Source organism: Azospira sp. I13 (assembly GCF_003112695.1).
Lineage (GTDB): Bacteria > Pseudomonadota > Gammaproteobacteria > Burkholderiales > Rhodocyclaceae > Azospira.
Window position 1 is genome coordinate 212,882 of sequence record NZ_BFBP01000007.1, and the last position, 14,432, is coordinate 227,313.

The 14,432-nt window shown below is 64.6% G+C and carries 14 protein-coding genes; 4 read left to right on the forward strand and 10 right to left on the reverse strand.

The features are described 5' to 3' along the window. Positions 1-187: 187 nt before the first annotated feature. Both AZSI13_RS07810 and AZSI13_RS07815 read left to right on the forward strand, forming a co-directional pair. Positions 188-709, forward strand: coding sequence for a hemerythrin domain-containing protein (locus AZSI13_RS07810; protein WP_109040609.1), 522 nt, complete (start codon positions 188-190; stop codon positions 707-709). A gap of 68 nt (positions 710-777) precedes the next feature. Continuing rightward, the gene (locus AZSI13_RS07815; protein WP_109040610.1) at positions 778-1,566 is read left to right on the forward strand and encodes a phosphodiesterase; all 789 of its coding nucleotides are present in this window, start codon (positions 778-780) and stop codon (positions 1,564-1,566) included. 64 nt (positions 1,567-1,630) lie between these two features. Here AZSI13_RS07815 and purU read toward each other — a convergent pair whose 3' ends face one another. The 5 genes from purU to AZSI13_RS07840 form a co-directional block, all read right to left on the reverse strand. Further along, entirely contained in the window at positions 1,631-2,491 is an 861-nt protein-coding gene (gene purU, locus AZSI13_RS07820; RefSeq protein WP_109040611.1) for a formyltetrahydrofolate deformylase, read from the reverse strand. Between the two features lie 7 nt (positions 2,492-2,498). Continuing rightward, the gene (gene thrH, locus AZSI13_RS07825) at positions 2,499-3,107 is read right to left on the reverse strand and encodes a bifunctional phosphoserine phosphatase/homoserine phosphotransferase ThrH (protein WP_109040612.1); all 609 of its coding nucleotides are present in this window, start codon (positions 3,105-3,107) and stop codon (positions 2,499-2,501) included. Positions 3,108-3,205: 98 nt separating this feature from the next. Then, positions 3,206-5,629 (reverse strand): EAL domain-containing protein, encoded by a 2,424-nt coding sequence (locus AZSI13_RS07830; RefSeq protein ID WP_109040645.1) that lies wholly within the window; start codon positions 5,627-5,629, stop codon positions 3,206-3,208. 7 nt (positions 5,630-5,636) lie between these two features. Continuing rightward, positions 5,637-6,473: a phosphate/phosphite/phosphonate ABC transporter substrate-binding protein gene (locus AZSI13_RS07835; protein ID WP_109040613.1), complete on the reverse strand. Its 837-nt coding sequence runs from the start codon at positions 6,471-6,473 to the stop codon at positions 5,637-5,639. A gap of 74 nt (positions 6,474-6,547) precedes the next feature. After that, positions 6,548-8,452, reverse strand: coding sequence for an ATP-binding cassette domain-containing protein (locus AZSI13_RS07840; RefSeq protein WP_109040614.1), 1,905 nt, complete (start codon positions 8,450-8,452; stop codon positions 6,548-6,550). A 177-nt stretch (positions 8,453-8,629) separates the two neighbouring features. Here AZSI13_RS07840 and AZSI13_RS07845 point away from each other — a divergent pair, with 177 nt between their 5' ends. Beyond that, the gene (locus tag AZSI13_RS07845; protein WP_109040615.1) at positions 8,630-9,844 is read left to right on the forward strand and encodes an HD-GYP domain-containing protein; all 1,215 of its coding nucleotides are present in this window, start codon (positions 8,630-8,632) and stop codon (positions 9,842-9,844) included. 42 nt (positions 9,845-9,886) lie between these two features. Further along, positions 9,887-10,627 carry a hypothetical protein gene (locus AZSI13_RS07850; protein ID WP_109040616.1) on the forward strand — a complete coding sequence of 247 codons (741 nt, stop codon included), beginning with the start codon at positions 9,887-9,889 and terminating at the stop codon, positions 10,625-10,627. Between the two features lie 76 nt (positions 10,628-10,703). Here the strand turns inward: AZSI13_RS07850 and AZSI13_RS07855 are convergent, their stop codons facing one another. The 5 genes from AZSI13_RS07855 to AZSI13_RS07875 all read right to left on the reverse strand — a co-directional run bounded on the left by AZSI13_RS07855 (position 10,704) and on the right by AZSI13_RS07875 (position 14,413). After that, complete coding sequence (locus AZSI13_RS07855) at positions 10,704-11,024, reverse strand: ferredoxin (protein WP_109040617.1); 321 nt, start codon at positions 11,022-11,024, stop codon at positions 10,704-10,706. A 9-nt stretch (positions 11,025-11,033) separates the two neighbouring features. Continuing rightward, positions 11,034-11,489 carry a ferritin family protein gene (locus tag AZSI13_RS07860; protein WP_109040618.1) on the reverse strand — a complete coding sequence of 152 codons (456 nt, stop codon included), beginning with the start codon at positions 11,487-11,489 and terminating at the stop codon, positions 11,034-11,036. Between the two features lie 226 nt (positions 11,490-11,715). Further along, positions 11,716-12,003, reverse strand: a complete 288-nt coding sequence (locus AZSI13_RS07865; RefSeq protein ID WP_109040619.1) for a ferredoxin family protein — start codon at positions 12,001-12,003, stop codon at positions 11,716-11,718. Between the two features lie 16 nt (positions 12,004-12,019). Further along, positions 12,020-13,318 (reverse strand): FAD-dependent oxidoreductase, encoded by a 1,299-nt coding sequence (locus tag AZSI13_RS07870; protein WP_109040620.1) that lies wholly within the window; start codon positions 13,316-13,318, stop codon positions 12,020-12,022. A 12-nt stretch (positions 13,319-13,330) separates the two neighbouring features. Then, on the reverse strand, positions 13,331-14,413 hold the full coding sequence (locus tag AZSI13_RS07875) for an electron transfer flavoprotein subunit alpha/FixB family protein (protein WP_109040621.1): 1,083 nt from the start codon (positions 14,411-14,413) through the stop codon (positions 13,331-13,333). Between the last annotated feature and the right edge of the window lie 19 nt (positions 14,414-14,432).

The following is a 14,432-nucleotide window of genomic DNA, read 5'->3' on the forward strand; positions in this document are numbered from 1 at the left end:
CACGCCGCTCCCTCCCTCGCGGCAAACCAGGACGGGCACCTTCGGGTGCCCGTTTTTTTTTCGTCGGCCCGGATATCCGGCCTCCACCCGGCGATTTTCTTAATCTAGATCAAAGATTGAAGCTTCCTCCAGCCGTTAGCTTCCCCGTGATTAGCGATATGTCATAACCATTTACGAAGGAAGCAACATGGGATTCTGGAATTTCCTCTTCGACGGCAAGAAGCCGGCCGTCGAAACCGCCCCTGCCCCCGGCACCGCTCCGGTGGCCCCCCAGGCCCAGGGCATTGCCTACAATCCGGAGCTGGTGCCCCGCCTGCAGCAGGAGCATGGCCGGCTGCTGGCCCTCTTCGGCGAAATATCCCGGGTCTTCCAGGCCAACGACCTCACCGCCACCGCCGCCCGGCTGGAGGATTTCCGCGGCGCCGTGCTGGACCACCTGATGACCGAGAACATCCGCTTCTACATCTACCTGGAACACTCCCTGCGCCAGGACCCGGACAGCTTCGAACTGATGCATGGCTTCCGCCACGAAATGGATGGCATCGGCAAGGCCGTGCTGGCCTTCCTCTCCAAGTACAAGGACATCGGCACCCAGGCCAACCTGGCAGTGTCCTTCGGCAGCGACCTGCAGCAGGTGGGCGATGTGCTGGTAAACCGTATCCGCCGCGAAGAGGAAACCCTCTACCCACTCTACATGCCGGCCTACTGATCCCGGCAGGCCAAGCCTTCCAAGCCGCCCGGGGTGCGGCGGCCCCCGCCCTTTGCTAAGCTGGCGCCATGTACATCGCCCAACTCAGCGACCTTCACTACGTACCGCCCCCCGGCCTGCTCTACGGCCGGGTGGATACGGCGGCGGCCCTGGAGACCGCCCTGGCCCGCCTGGCCGCACTGCAACCCCGGCCCGACCTGCTGCTGATCAGCGGCGATCTGGTAGATCGCGGCAGCCCCGCCGAATACCGGAGTCTCGCCGCCCAGCTGGCCACGACCGGAATTCCGTTGGCCCTGCTGCCGGGCAACCACGACCACCGCCAGCACCTGCAAGCCGCCTTCCCGGATCAAGCCTGGTCCGGCCCCCGCTGCCACCAGCGGCGGGAACTGACCGGTGGCACGCTGCTGCTACTCGACAGCCTGGTTCCCGGCCATGAATACGGGGAGATCACACCGGACACCCTGGCCTGGCTGGACGCCTCCTGTCCAACGGACCGCCGCGTCCTGCTGGCCCTGCATCACCCGCCCTTTCCTGTCGGCATTCCCGGCATGGATGCCATCAACTGCCGCGGAGCCGCCCTGCTGGAAAGCTGGCTGAACCGGCATCCCCAGGTGGAAGCGGTGCTCTGCGGCCACGTGCACCGCTTCATCAGCACCCGCTTCGCCGACCGCCCGGCCCTCACCGCCCCCTCCCCCGCCCACCAGATCGCCCTGGACCTGCAAGGCCCGCCCGGCGACCTGGCCTATACCCTGGAACCTGGCGGCTTGCTGCTGCATCTCTGGGCACCGGGCCGCTCCTTGATCAGCCACTACCTGCCCTGTACACCGGCCCCGGTACAGCGCTACCGGGATCTTTAGCCGCCTCGGGCAAGAAAAAAGGGCGCCGCAGCGCCCTTTTTCCAGGTGTGGCAAAGCATGCCGCTCAGCGGAACACCACCGTCTTGTTGCCATGCACCAGCACCCGGTCTTCCAGGTGGTAACGCAGGCCCCTGGCCAGCACGGTCTTCTCGATGTCCTTGCCGTAGCGCACCATGTCTTCCACCGCATCGGAGTGGTCAATACGGATCACGTCCTGGTCGATGATGGGCCCCTGGTCCAGGTCAGCGGTCACGTAATGGCAGGTGGCGCCGATCAGCTTGACGCCCCGTTCATAGGCCTGGTGGTAGGGCTTGGCCCCGACGAAACTGGGCAGGAAACTGTGGTGGATGTTGAGGATCTGCCCCGGGAAAGCGGCGCACAGTTCCGGTGAGAGAATCTGCATGTAGCGAGCCAGCACCATGGCATCCCCCTTCACTTCCTCGAACAGGCGCTGCACCTCGGCATAGGCGGCAGCCTTGTTGTCCGGCGTGACGGGAATGTGGTGGAAGGGGATGCCATGCCACTCCACGAAACCGCGGAAGGTATCGTGGTTGGAGATGATGCAGGGAATCTCGATGTCCAGTTCCTTCGACTGCCAGCGGGCCAGCAGGTCGTAGAGACAGTGCTCCTGCTTGGAGACCAGCAGTACCACCCGCTTCTTCACGGCGCTGTCTGTGATTTTCCAGTCCATCTCCAGTTCTTCGGCGATGGGGCGGAAGCGCTCCCGCAGTTCGGCCAGCATGAAGGGCAGGGAATCGGCCCGCACTTCGATACGCATGAAATAGCGCCCGGCCGCATCGTCGGCATGCAGGGCGGTTTCCAGAATCCAGCCGTTATGGGCGGCAAAGAAGCTGGAAACCTTGGCGACGATGCCGGTACGGTCCGGGCAGGAGGCAGTAAGGGTGTAGAAGCGTTGGCGATGCATGGCGGTCTTAGATGCGGTCGCTGGCCTTGAGGATTTCCGCCTTCAGGGCTTCGTAGTCCTTCACCACCGGGTACTGGGGGAATTCGCGGATGACGTTTTCCGGCGGGCAGAAGAGGATGCCGGCATGGGCTTCGCCGAGCATGGTGGTGTCGTTGTAGGAATCGCCGGAGGCAATGACCTTGAAGTTCAGTTCCTTGAAGCGCTTCACCGCTTCCTGCTTCTGGTTGGGCATGCGCAGATGGTAATTCACCAGGAAGCCCTGGGCATCGGCCTCCAGCTTGTGGCAGAACAGGGCGGGGAAGCCCAGCTGGGCCATCAGGGGCATGGCGAATTCGTAGAAGGTGTCGGAGAGGATCACCACCTGGAAGCGGGGGCGCAGCCACTCGATGAATTCCTTGGCACCAGGCAGGGGGCCCATTTCGGCGATGACCTTCTGGATGTCCGGCAGGCCCAGGCCGTGTTGCTTGAGGATGCCCAGACGATACTGCATCAGCACGTCGTAGTTGGGCTCTTCGCGGGTGGTGCGGCGCAGCTCGGGGATGCCCGTGCGTTCGGCGAATTCGATCCAGATTTCGGGAACGAGCACACCTTCGAGGTCAAGACAAACGATCTGCACGGAAAACTCCTTGGCTGAGGACGCAAAAGCCGGGATTTTAGCAGAAGCCCCCCCGTTCCGATGCCCCGCCACCCACATGGAATGGCGGCACCAAGCCATCAGGCGGCCAGTGGGGTGGCCGGGTCGGGCAATTCGGCGCAGGGGCGTGAGAGGTGATAGCCCTGGGCCAGGTCCACGCCCAGTTCCCCGAGCAAGACATAAGTCGCCTGGTCTTCGACAAATTCGGCCACCGTCTTCTTGCCCAGGCCCCGGGCCACTTCGATGATGGCACGAACGAACACCTGGTCTTCCCGGCTGTTCACCAGGTTGCGGATGAACATGCCATCGATCTTGATCACGTTGGCGTCCAGGTGCTTGAGGTAGGCAAAAGAGGAAAAGCCGACGCCAAAATCATCCAAGCAGACGGAGCCGCCCATGCCGCGGATGTAGCTGATGAAGCGCTGGGTATCCGCCATGTTCGACAGGGCCGCGGTTTCCGTCAGCTCCACCAGCAGACGTTGGGGGGCAACCCGGTGGGTGTCCAGCAGGCCGGTGATGTAATCCGGCAGCCCGGGGTCGTCAAAGGAGCGCCCGGAGATGTTGATGGCCAGACCCGGTAGCTGAGGATGCCGGGCCAGGGTACGAATGCCGGCTTCCAGCACCCAGCGGTCGATGTCCAGAATGCGGCCGTTACGTTCGGCGGCCGGAATGAATTCGCCGGGCATCAGGTAAAGGCCGGGATTTTCCGGATCCTTCATGCGCAGCAGCACTTCCAGGTGGGAGAGCACCGGGATGCCGGTGGTGTAGATGCCCTGAAAGTGGAGCTCGAATAAATCCTGCTCCAGGGCCGCCTGGATGCGCTCGGCCCAGGAAAGTTGGGCCAGCATGTAGGCGGATTGCCCGAGCTCCTCGCGGAAGACGCGCCAGCCGTTCTTGCCGGCATGCTTGGCCGCATACATGGCGATATCGGCCCGGGCCACCCACTCCTCCGGACGTCGCGCATGTTCCGGCAGCAGGGCGATGCCCAGGCTGGAAGTCAGACGTACCCTGGTACCCTCAAACTCGAAGCCCAGGGCGGCAACGGCGGCGACGATACGCTGGGCCAGGGTCTGGGCCGCCGCCAGATCGGCGCCGGGGGCCACCACGGCAAATTCATCACCGCCGAGGCGGGCAAACATCTCGTTGCTCCGCAGCAGCTGCCCCACTTCGCTGGCAATGCGCAGCAGCACCGCATCACCGGCACGATGGCCGAAGCTGTCATTGACCGTCTTGAACTCGTCCAGGTCGAAATACAGCAACGCTGCCTGCAGTGACGCATCCCGCTCGAACTGCACCGCCAGCCGCTGCAGTTCGCCCTCGAAACGGCTGCGGTTGTAGAGGCCGGTGAGGGGGTCCCGCTCGGCCATGAAGAGCAGCCGGTCGGCGGTCTGCCGCTCATGGGTGATGTCTTCGAAAATCCACAGCCGGCTCTCGCCTTCCTGGGTTTCACCAGGAGCTGCCGGTACCGCCACGCTGATCTGGGTCAGCAGGCGCTCGTCAGCCTGGCGCAGTTCCCACTGCAAGCCATCGGCCAGGAAAAGGTGTTCCCGCTGGTACGGGTCCGACAAACGCTGGGGGTCGCTGGCAATGCGCTGGGCCAGGTCGCCCAGCAACATTCCGGGCGAAACATCGTCATCACCGAGGCGCCACAGCTGACGAAAGGCCGGATTGGCATAGACCACCCGCCCCTCGGGGGACACAAACAACAGCCCCAGGCGCATAGAGGAAAGCAGGGCATGCAGGCGGGCCTGCTCGGCGGAAAGGGTGGCAGCCAGCTGGCGCTGCTCCCTTTCGGAGTCCTGCAGGTCCTCCACCCGGGCGGCCAGGGCGCTCCCCATCTGATTGAAGGCCCGGGTCAGGGCACCGATATCGTCGTCTACGCTTTCCGGCAGGGTCTGGAAGGTGTTGCCCTGTGCCAGGCGACGGCTGGCCTGGGTCAGACGATTGAGGTGACGGGTCAGCCAAAGGCCGATGGAGGCCAGGACCAGGGCTGAAAGCAGGAGGCCGCTGATGGCAATGAGCATGGTCTGGCGCTGCAGATCGGCACGGGCCTGGCGCAGAAAACCCAGGTCGAGACCGTACTGCAGTTCTCCGAACTGGCGGCCCCCGATGTTCATGGGAATGCGCAGGTCAAAGTTCTGCAGCCCATTGCCGTTCAGCAGCTGCTCCGGATTGTCCGCCAGCGGAACGGGGCGCTGACGCTCCCAGTTGGCGGTGGCGACGATCTGGCCGTCGTTGTCGAACATGACCAAGTAATCGATGCTGTTGATGGCCTGGGTGGCCTGCAGGATATCGCTGACGGCGGCGTAATCCCGTTGGGCCATGGCCGGCGCCAGGGCGGCATCGAGCAGCAGGGTGGTTTCCTTGCGCCGCAGTTCGAACTGTTCAAGCAGGTGGGTCTCGATCAGGCGCTGGCCGTTCCAAAGCACGGCCGCAATGATGACCGCCTCCACCAGGATGGTGGAAACGATCAGTTTGCCCCGTAGTGTATGTAGCCAGCCCATAGCCATCTTATTTCTTCAGCAGCCGGCGGGTTTCCGGCAGCACCTTGTCCATCAGCCGGGCATCGGCCTGGGTCGGCTCCCGATAGCCACCATGGGTACTGACCTGGAAGAACGTCTTGCCTTCCGGCGTCTGCTCGAAGGCGTTGAGGACTTCCTTGATGCGTCGGCGTTCGGCCGGCGGCAGCCGGTTGTGCGCCATCAGGGCCAGGCCCGGGGCCGACGGGCATTCGCCGGCGATGCGGGTGGCCTCCCGCAGGTCGGCCGGGGCCTGGGCCACGGTGGAGTGGGAAACGATGGCGGCCCGGGCCTTGCCGCTGACCACGCTCTGCAGGGCACTGCTCTGGGTCACATTTTCCACCACGCGGAAATCCCGTTCCGCCACCAGGCCCTGCTCCGCCAGCCAGTTGAGTCCGAGCATGGGCACCATGGCGCTCCGCTCGTGGATGGCGATGGTCTGCCCTCGCAACTGCTCAACGGTGGACAGGGGATGATCCCGGTGGACCATCAGATAGCAGCGGATGTCATTGCGGTGGCGCACCAGGGGAATGTAGCCATAATCCACCTCGGCCAGCCGGGCGTAGTGAGGGGCAATCAGCAGCAGGTCGTACTCGCCGGCGAAGGCGCGGCTGGTGAAGGTGTCGAAGTCGGGGGCGGTCTGCAATGTCACCGGCCGCCCCAGGCGTTGTTCCAGATAGGCGGCGAGAGGCGAATAGGTGGTGATGAGGATGCGGGTGCTGAGATAGGGCATCACCCCAAACAATAGGGGACGGGCTTCCTGGGCCTGCAACAGGGAAACCGGCAGGAGCAGCAAGAGTAGCGACCAGCGTCGCAGCAAATGTCCCATACGCCTCCCTCTTCGATCGAATATTGCGACCCCGAAGTTTTCCGGGGCGGCATCGTGTGGCCGATGTTAGGGCATCACTCGGGCAGGGGCAATTGCTCCAGCTCGTCCTGAGCCTCCAGCCAACGTTCTTCAGCGGTGGCGATATCCCGGGTGAGTTCGGCCTGGCGCTTCACCAGGGGATCAAGCAGGGTCGGGTCTGGATTGGCGTAGAGGTTGGGGTCCGACAGGCGTTGCTCCAGCAGCTTCAGTTCGCCCTGCCAGGCGGCAAGGCGTTTTTCCAGGGTGTCCACTTCCTTCACCAGGGGCCGGCGTTTGGACAGCAGGGCCTGGCGGGCAGCCTTGTCGTCTTCCCGCTGTTGGCGCCGCTCCTCCTTGCTGGCTTCCTTGAGCGTATCCACCTTCTCTTCCTTCTGCTGCTGGGCCAGCCAGGCGGCGTATTCGTCCAGGTCGCCATCGAAGGGGGCAGCCTTGCCGTCGGCCACCAGCCACAGGCTGTCGGCGGTGGTGCGCAGCAGATGGCGGTCGTGGGAGACCAGCACCACCCCGCCCTCGTATTCCTGCAGGGCCAGGGTGAGGGCCTCGCGCATCTCCAGGTCCAGGTGGTTGGTGGGCTCGTCCAGCAGCAAGAGGTTGGGCCGGTGCCAGATCAGCAGGGCCAGGGCCAGGCGCGACTTCTCGCCACCGGAGAAGGGGCCGCAGGGCCGGGTGGCCATGTCGCCGCGGAAATCGAAGCCGCCCAGGTAATCCCGCAGCTCCTGCTCCCGAGTGGTGGGGGCCAGGCGCACCATGTGCTGCAGAGGCGATTCCTCGGGGCGCAGTTCGTCCACCTGATGCTGGGCGAAATAGCCGATGGTCAGGCCCTTGCCTTCCTTGTAGTCGCCGGCCAGGGGCGCCAGGCGGCCGGCCAGGAGTTTGACCAGGGTGGACTTGCCGGCGCCGTTGCGGCCCAGCAGGGCGATGCGCTCGCCGGGGCGCAGGGTCAGTTCCACATTGCCGAGGATGATCTTCTCGCCGTAGCCGGCCTGGGCGTGGGAAAGGGCCAGCAGGGGATCGGGGCTGGCCACCGGATCGCGGAAGCGGAAGGTGAAAGGCGTATCGACGTGGGCCGCCGCCACCTCCTCCATGCGGGCCAGGGCCTTGACCCGGCTCTGGGCCTGCTTGGCTTTGGTAGCCTTGGCCTTGAAGCGCTCGATGAAGCGGTGCAGGTGGGCCCGCTCCCGCTGCTGCTTCTCGAACATGCCCTGCTGCAGGGCCAGCTGCTCGGCCCGCTGCCGCTCGAAGGCCGAGTAGTGACCACTGTAGAGCTTCATCTTGCCCTGCTCGATGTGCAGGATGTGGCTGACCACGGCGTCGAGGAAGTCCCGGTCGTGGGAAATCATCAGCAGGGTACCGCGGTAGTTCTTCAGCCAGCCTTCCAGCCACAGCACCGCGTCCAGGTCCAGGTGGTTGGTGGGTTCGTCCAGCAGCAGCAGGTCGGAACGGCACATCAGGGCGCGGGCCAGGTTGAGGCGTACGCGCCAGCCACCGGAAAATTCCTTCACCGGCCGGGCAAAGTCGGCATCGGAAAAGCCCAGGCCGTGCAGCAGCGCTGCCGCCCGGGCCTTGGCGCCGTAGCCGCCGATCTCGCCGTAGCGGGCGTGCAGGGCGGCGATGCGCTCACCGTCGTGGGCCGCTTCAGCCACCTTGAGGTCGGCTTCCACCTGGCGCAGCTCCCGATCCCCGTCGAGGGTGAATTCCAGGGCCGGATCGGGCAGGGAGGGCGTCTCCTGGGCCACGTGGGCCACCACCCAGCTGGCCGGCAGTTCCAGGTCGCCGATTTCGGCATGGAGAGCGCCGGTGAACAGGGCGAAGAAGGAGGACTTGCCGCAGCCGTTGCCACCGGTGAGGCCCACCTTGTAGCCGGGGTGGAGTTGCAAGTTGGCGTCGCTGACCAGGAGCTGGCCGGCACGGGCGAAGGTGAGATTGCGTAGGCTGATCATGGGAAAACGGAGTGGTTGAACCGGGGCGATGGCGGCAGGCCAATGGGCGGCGGCGGGTAGGCGCAGCACCCGGGTGGGGCGCAGGTCCGCCGTCGGTCCGCCATTGTACGCTGCCCCCTGCCCCGTGCTGCTTGAAGGCATAATGGGCCAATGGCCTCCTGCTGACCGCACGCTGCGATGATCAAGAAAATCCCCATTGGCGAACTGAAGCCCGGAATGTACATCCACGATCTCAACATCGGCTGGATGGACCACAATTTCCTGCGCAACAGCTTTGCCGTGCACGATGCGGCGGAAGTTCAGAAAGTGCGGGAGAGCGGGGTGCACGAGCTGTACATCGACACCCTCAAGGGCCTGGATGTAGCCCACGCCCCCACCCGGGAAGAGGCGGCACGGGAGCTGGAACAGCGCCTGGAGGCCATTGCCGACACGGAGCACCCCACCCTCGAGCACATCGCCCCGGCGCCCCTGCAGGAGGAACTGCACCGGGCCCGCAAGCTCCATGGCGAGGCCCACCGCATCGTGCGGGACATGATGGGCGACATCCGCCTGGGCAAGCAGATCGAGATGGAAAAGGTCGAGCCCATGGTGGAAAACATGGTGGATTCCATCTTCCGCCATCAGGACGCCCTGATTCCCCTCTCGCGCCTGAAGACTCACGACAACTACACCTTCCTCCACTCGGTTTCCGTCTGCGCCTTGCTGGTGGCCTTCGCCCGCACCCTCAAGCTGCCCCGGGAGATCATCAAGGAAATTGCCATCGGCGGCCTGCTTCACGACGTGGGCAAGGCCCAGGTGCCGGAGAGCATCCTCAACAAGCCGGCCAAGCTCACCGACGCCGAGTTCGACAAGATGAAGAGCCACGTGGTGCAGAGCAAGATCATCCTCCTGCACACCCCGGGCATCAGCCAGATCGCCCTCGACGTCGCCGCCCAACACCACGAGCGCTTCGACGGTACCGGCTACCCGAACCGCCTGAAGGGAGACGGCATCAGCCTCTACGGCCAGATGGGGGCGGTGGTGGATGTGTATGACGCCATCACGTCCAACCGGGTGTACCACAAGGGCATGCCGGCCACCGAAGCCCTGCGCAAGCTGCTGGAGTGGAGCAAGTTCCACTTCAACCCGGAGCTGGTGCATGCCTTCATCCGCAGTATCGGCATCTACCCCACCGGCTCCCTGGTGAGGCTGGAGAGCGGGCGCCTCGGCGTGGTGCTGGAACAGAATGCGGAAAAGCTGCTGCTACCCCGGGTGAAGGTGTTCTACCACGGCGACAAGCGCCACTACCTGCCACCGGAAGAGATCGACCTCAGCCGCAGCCAGGACCGTATCGTCAGCCACGAGAATCCCGAAGCCTGGGACATCGACACCAGCCAATGGATGCCCGCCTGAGCCGGGTATACTCTCGCCTCCGCCGCCCCGCCTGCCACCGCCATGCTGCCCTGCCGCCCCGCCCTTCCGCCCCTGGCCCCTGCCCTCGCCCGCCTGTGCATCACCCTGCTGGTGGGTCTGAGCCTGCCCGTTGCTGCCCAGACCTGGGCCCCCATCAACGACAGCGAACGGCAACAGCTGGAAGACCAGATTCGCGCCCAGAAAGAGGCAGCGGCAGCCGCCCGGATCACGGCGGAGGAGCAATACCTGGCCGAGGAAAAGGCCTGCTGGCAGAAAGTGCTGGTCACCGCCTGCATCCAGGAGGCCAAGCAACGCCGCTTCACCGCCATCAAGGCCATCCAGGCCCAGGAAGTGGATGCCAACGCGCGGCAGCGGGAGGTCAATAACCGGGTCCTGGCCACCCGGGAAGCCCGGCGCCAGGCGGAGGCCCCGCGCAAGGCGGCAGAGCAGCAAGCGGAAAGCGAACGCTACCGGGCAGCGCAGCAACAGGCCGCCACGGATCGGGAAAAGCGCCAGAAGGAAAAGCAGCAGGAAGCTGCCGCCGGGCGCGCCCGGCAGGCGGCCGAGGCCAAGGCTCGGGCAGAACGCCTGCAGGCCCGCAATCCCAACGGGCCGGCCCGCTCCAGCGCCACCTCGGAAGAGGAAGTACGGCAGCGGGTGGCCGACCGGGATGCCCGGGTGGCCGAGAAGGAAAAGGAACGGCTGGCCAAGGAACGGCAACGGGCCGCCGAACGGGCTGCCTGGGAACGCCAGCAGCAGGCCCACCAGCCCCTACCTCGTTAGGCGGTCAGGGCAGGCTACCGCCCCGTCCTGGGGCGACGCCCCATCTCCGACTGTCCCAGGCTTTCCCGGGCCCGGCTTACCAGACGGCCGGGGCCGCCTGCAGACGCGCCACAGGCTCGTCGAATTCCAGGTGCTGGTCGAAAATCTCTCCCGCATCCTCGGGTTGCACCCGCTGATACAACACCCCTTCCGGATAGACCAGCACATGGGGGCCGCCGTCGCAGGGGCCCAGACAGCCGCAGGCGGTGACAGCGAAGCGGTCGAAGGCGTTGCGGCTGCCCAGCTCGTTGAGGAAAGCCTGCATCACCGCCTGACCGCCGCTCTGCATGCAGCTGCCCCGGGGATGGCCGGGGGGCCGGCCCTGGGTACAGACGAAAACGTGCTTCTTGGGTTTCATGGCGCCTCCTCAGGCGGGAAGTTTGGCGATGCGTTTTTCCAGCTCGGCCACGTGCTCGCCTTCTTCGGCGGCGAACTCTTCGGCCATCAGCTTGACCCGGGGGTTGGTGGTGGTGGCGGCGATGCCGGCGTAGAAGGCGTGGCTGCGCTGCTCCCCGTCCAGGGCCAGGGCCAGGGCGGAGGGCACGTCCATGAAGGCATCGACCCCGGCCCAGGCGGCGGTCTCCGGGCTGGTGCCGTCGGGCCACTGGTATTCGTGGGCCTCCAGCTTGGGCGGGTGGCGGAAGCCGCCCCGCTCCGTCGCCTCGGCCAGATGCAGGCGGGAGTAGTGGGCCATCTGCTCGAAGAAGGCGGCCACTTCCGGATCGCCCAGGGTTTTCATGCCCTCGGCCAGCTCCTCGTAGCGCCGGGCGGAATCCCGCTCCAGAGTGATGGCGTGGGCGAGGAACAGGTGAATGTCTTCCATTTTTAAGCCTTCGTTTTTAGCCACAGAGGGCACAGAGATCACAGAGTTTTTCTTGCCATTCCCAGGCGGGGAGGACTGTAACGGGCGCCTGCCCGGGAAGCCAAAAGGGACGGCTATCCTAGCCATGCCACAGTGAAGAATGGCGTCCTTATTGGCCTGCATGCCAGTCGGTTTTGACTTTACTCTGTGTTCTCTGTGCCCTCTGTGGCAAAGATTTTTCCAACCCTCAACCAAACTTGAAGAGGATGCCGAAACCGCCCCGGGGCCATTCCCATTCCAGGTTGCGGTGTTCGTCGCAGATGATGCGGCAGGTACCGCACTCCAGACAACCGTCGGCAATCAGCACCACCTTGCCGTTGCCCTCCTGGGTGTAGCAACCGGCGGGACAGCACACAGTACATTGCTGCTCGGCGCACTTGTGGGTACAGATTTCCCCGTCCTTGATCTGGATGTGGGGCCGGCCCGAATCGACCCGGTAGCGGTCCTGGAACAGTTTTTCTTCGACTTTCAACATGGTTCTTTCCTCCGGGTTATTCCATGGCACGCCAGAAACGGAAGGCATCGCCGATCAGGCCGAAGACGGAGCGTGACGCAACGAAGCTCTGCTTGATTTCCTTTTCCTTGGTCTTCTTGTCCACCCCATCCACCCGGATCAGCTTCTGGGCCGCCTTGGAAATCAGCTCCGGGTAGGTGGTGAAGAACTGTTTGTTTTTGTGGAAGATGTCCGGCATACGGCGGTACTTCTTCAGGTCCTTCATGACGAAACTGTCATCCAGCTTGGCCTTGTACTGGGCCAGGTTGGGGGCAGTGAAGGCCTTGCCCGCCTGCTTCAGTTCCACCAGGGTCTGGGCCGCCAACATGCCGGTAGTCATGGCGAGGTTGGAGCCTTCCCGGTGGATGCCGTTCACGAACATGCCGGCGTCGCCGGCGATCAGCCAGCCGTCGCCATAGACCTGGGGTACGGCGTTGTAGCCGCCTTCGGGAATGAGGTGGGCGGCGTATTCCTTCATTTCGCCGCCCTCGATCAGGGGGGCGATGGAAGGATGCTGCTTCATCTTGTCTAGCAGCTCGTAGGGCGTGGTCTTCTGCTTCTTGAAGTCCGACAACATGCAGCCAATCCCCAAGGTGATCGATTCCTTGTTGGTGTAGAGGAAGGCGGTGCCCATCATGCCGTCGGAGATGGTGCCGGCCATTTCGATGACCACGCCCTCTTCCTCACCGATGTTGAAGCGGGCCTCGATGGTCTCCTGGGGCAGGAAGTGGATTTCCTTCACCGCCAGGGCCACGTCCTTGGGCTTGATCTCGGGGTGGAAGCCGGCCTTGGTGGCCAGGCGGGAGTTCACCCCGTCAGCCAGAATCACCGCATCGGCGTAGATTTCGCCACCCTTGCGGTCGGTCATCACCCCCACCACCTTCTTGCCGTCCAGCAGCAGTTCGGTGACGGTGGTTTCGCAGATGGTCAGGGCGCCGGCTTCCCGGGCCTTCTTGTTGAACCACTGGTCGAAGTGGGCGCGGATGATGGTGTAGCGGTTGTAGGGCGGCTTGTTGAAGTCCTCGGAGCGGTAGTGGGTACCCACATAGGAGCTGTCGTCCAGCACCCACACCCGCTGCTCGATGAGGTGGCGCTCCAGGGGCGCATCATCGCGGAAGTCGGGAATGATCTTCTCGATGGCGTCCGAGTAGAGAATGGCGCCCTGTACGTTCTTCGAGCCCGGGGTTTCGCCCCGCTCGATCTGCAGCACCTTGAGGCCGCCCTTGGCCAGGGTGTAGGCGGCGGCGTTGCCGGCCATGCCGGCGCCGACCACGATCACGTCAAATTTTTCAGCCATGGTGTTCTCCTGTTAGCCGGCTTTCCTGGCTTGCGCCAGGTGGGCCTTGAAGGCTTCGGTCAGCGCCGGGAGGATGGTCATGGCGTTGCCGACGATGCCGTAGTGGGCGAAGTCGAAAATGGGAGCGTTGGGGTCGCTGTTGATGGCGATGATGACGTCGGCCCCGTCCATGCCCACCCGGTGCTGGATGGCGCCGGAGATGCCGGCGGCGATGTACAGCTTGGGCCGCACCGTCTTGCCGGACTGGCCCACCTGGCGGTCCAGCTCGGCCCAGCCGGCCTGCACCACCGGGCGGGAGGCGCCCACCTCGGCCCCCAGGACCTTGGCCAGGTCCCACACCAGCTGGAAGTTTTCCGGCTTCTTCAGACCCCGGCCGCCGGAGACGATGATGTCGGCGAAGGGCAGGTTGGGCTTGTCCCGGGTGTCGTCGGCAATGAACTCCAGCACCTTGGTGACAATGGTGGATTCGATCATGGAGAAGGGCACCTCGACGATCTCGCCAGTGCGGCTAGCGTCGGCCTCAGGCATGGCCATCACCCGGGGGCGCACGGTGGCCATCTGGGGCCGGTGACGCTGGGTCATGATGGTGCAGAGCAGGGAGCCGCCGAAGGTGGGGCGGGTGGAGGCCAGGTTGCGGGTCTCGGTCTCGATCACCAGCTCGGTACAGTCGGCCACCAGGCCGGTGCCCAGGGTGGTGGCCACGGAGCCGGCCAGGTCCCGGCCCAGCGTCGAAGCGCCGAGCATGAGGATTTCCGGCTGGAAGGCGTTCACCACATCGGTGAGGGCCTTGGTGTAGGGCTCGTTGCGATAGTCCTTGAGCACATCATCCTGCACCAGGTAGCACTTGTCGGCGCCGTAAGTGAAGGCCTCGCCGCAGATGCCCTTGCCCCGCTCGCCAGGACCGCAGATGACCACGCCGCACAGCTGTACGCCGAGGGCATCAGCCAGCTTGCGGCCCTCGCCCAGCAGTTCCCAGGAGACCGGATGCACTTCGCCCCGTTCGCTCTCGATGACCACCCAGACGTGCTTGTAATTGACGAAGCGGGGGTCCAGTTCGACCTTTTTCTTCGCCGGCTTTTTCGCTTGTTCGCTCATGGCTGTTGTCCTCTTCCCT

Bases quoted from the DNA above. Each gene is read 5' to 3' on its own strand.
- purU (WP_109040611.1), bottom strand. From the start codon at position 2,491: ATGCATCGCCAACGCTTCTACACCCTTACTGCCTCCTGCCCGGACCGT.
- AZSI13_RS07850 (WP_109040616.1), top strand. From the start codon at position 9,887: ATGCTGCCCTGCCGCCCCGCCCTTCCGCCCCTGGCCCCTGCCCTCGCC.
- AZSI13_RS07875 (WP_109040621.1), bottom strand. From the start codon at position 14,413: ATGAGCGAACAAGCGAAAAAGCCGGCGAAGAAAAAGGTCGAACTGGAC.
- AZSI13_RS07835 (WP_109040613.1), bottom strand. From the start codon at position 6,473: ATGGGACATTTGCTGCGACGCTGGTCGCTACTCTTGCTGCTCCTGCCG.
- AZSI13_RS07830 (WP_109040645.1), bottom strand. From the start codon at position 5,629: ATGGGCTGGCTACATACACTACGGGGCAAACTGATCGTTTCCACCATC.
- AZSI13_RS07845 (WP_109040615.1), top strand. From the start codon at position 8,630: ATGATCAAGAAAATCCCCATTGGCGAACTGAAGCCCGGAATGTACATC.
- AZSI13_RS07870 (WP_109040620.1), bottom strand. From the start codon at position 13,318: ATGGCTGAAAAATTTGACGTGATCGTGGTCGGCGCCGGCATGGCCGGC.
- AZSI13_RS07860 (WP_109040618.1), bottom strand. From the start codon at position 11,489: ATGGAAGACATTCACCTGTTCCTCGCCCACGCCATCACTCTGGAGCGG.
- AZSI13_RS07840 (WP_109040614.1), bottom strand. From the start codon at position 8,452: ATGATCAGCCTACGCAATCTCACCTTCGCCCGTGCCGGCCAGCTCCTG.
- AZSI13_RS07855 (WP_109040617.1), bottom strand. From the start codon at position 11,024: ATGAAACCCAAGAAGCACGTTTTCGTCTGTACCCAGGGCCGGCCCCCC.
- AZSI13_RS07810 (WP_109040609.1), top strand. From the start codon at position 188: ATGGGATTCTGGAATTTCCTCTTCGACGGCAAGAAGCCGGCCGTCGAA.
- AZSI13_RS07815 (WP_109040610.1), top strand. From the start codon at position 778: ATGTACATCGCCCAACTCAGCGACCTTCACTACGTACCGCCCCCCGGC.
- AZSI13_RS07865 (WP_109040619.1), bottom strand. From the start codon at position 12,003: ATGTTGAAAGTCGAAGAAAAACTGTTCCAGGACCGCTACCGGGTCGAT.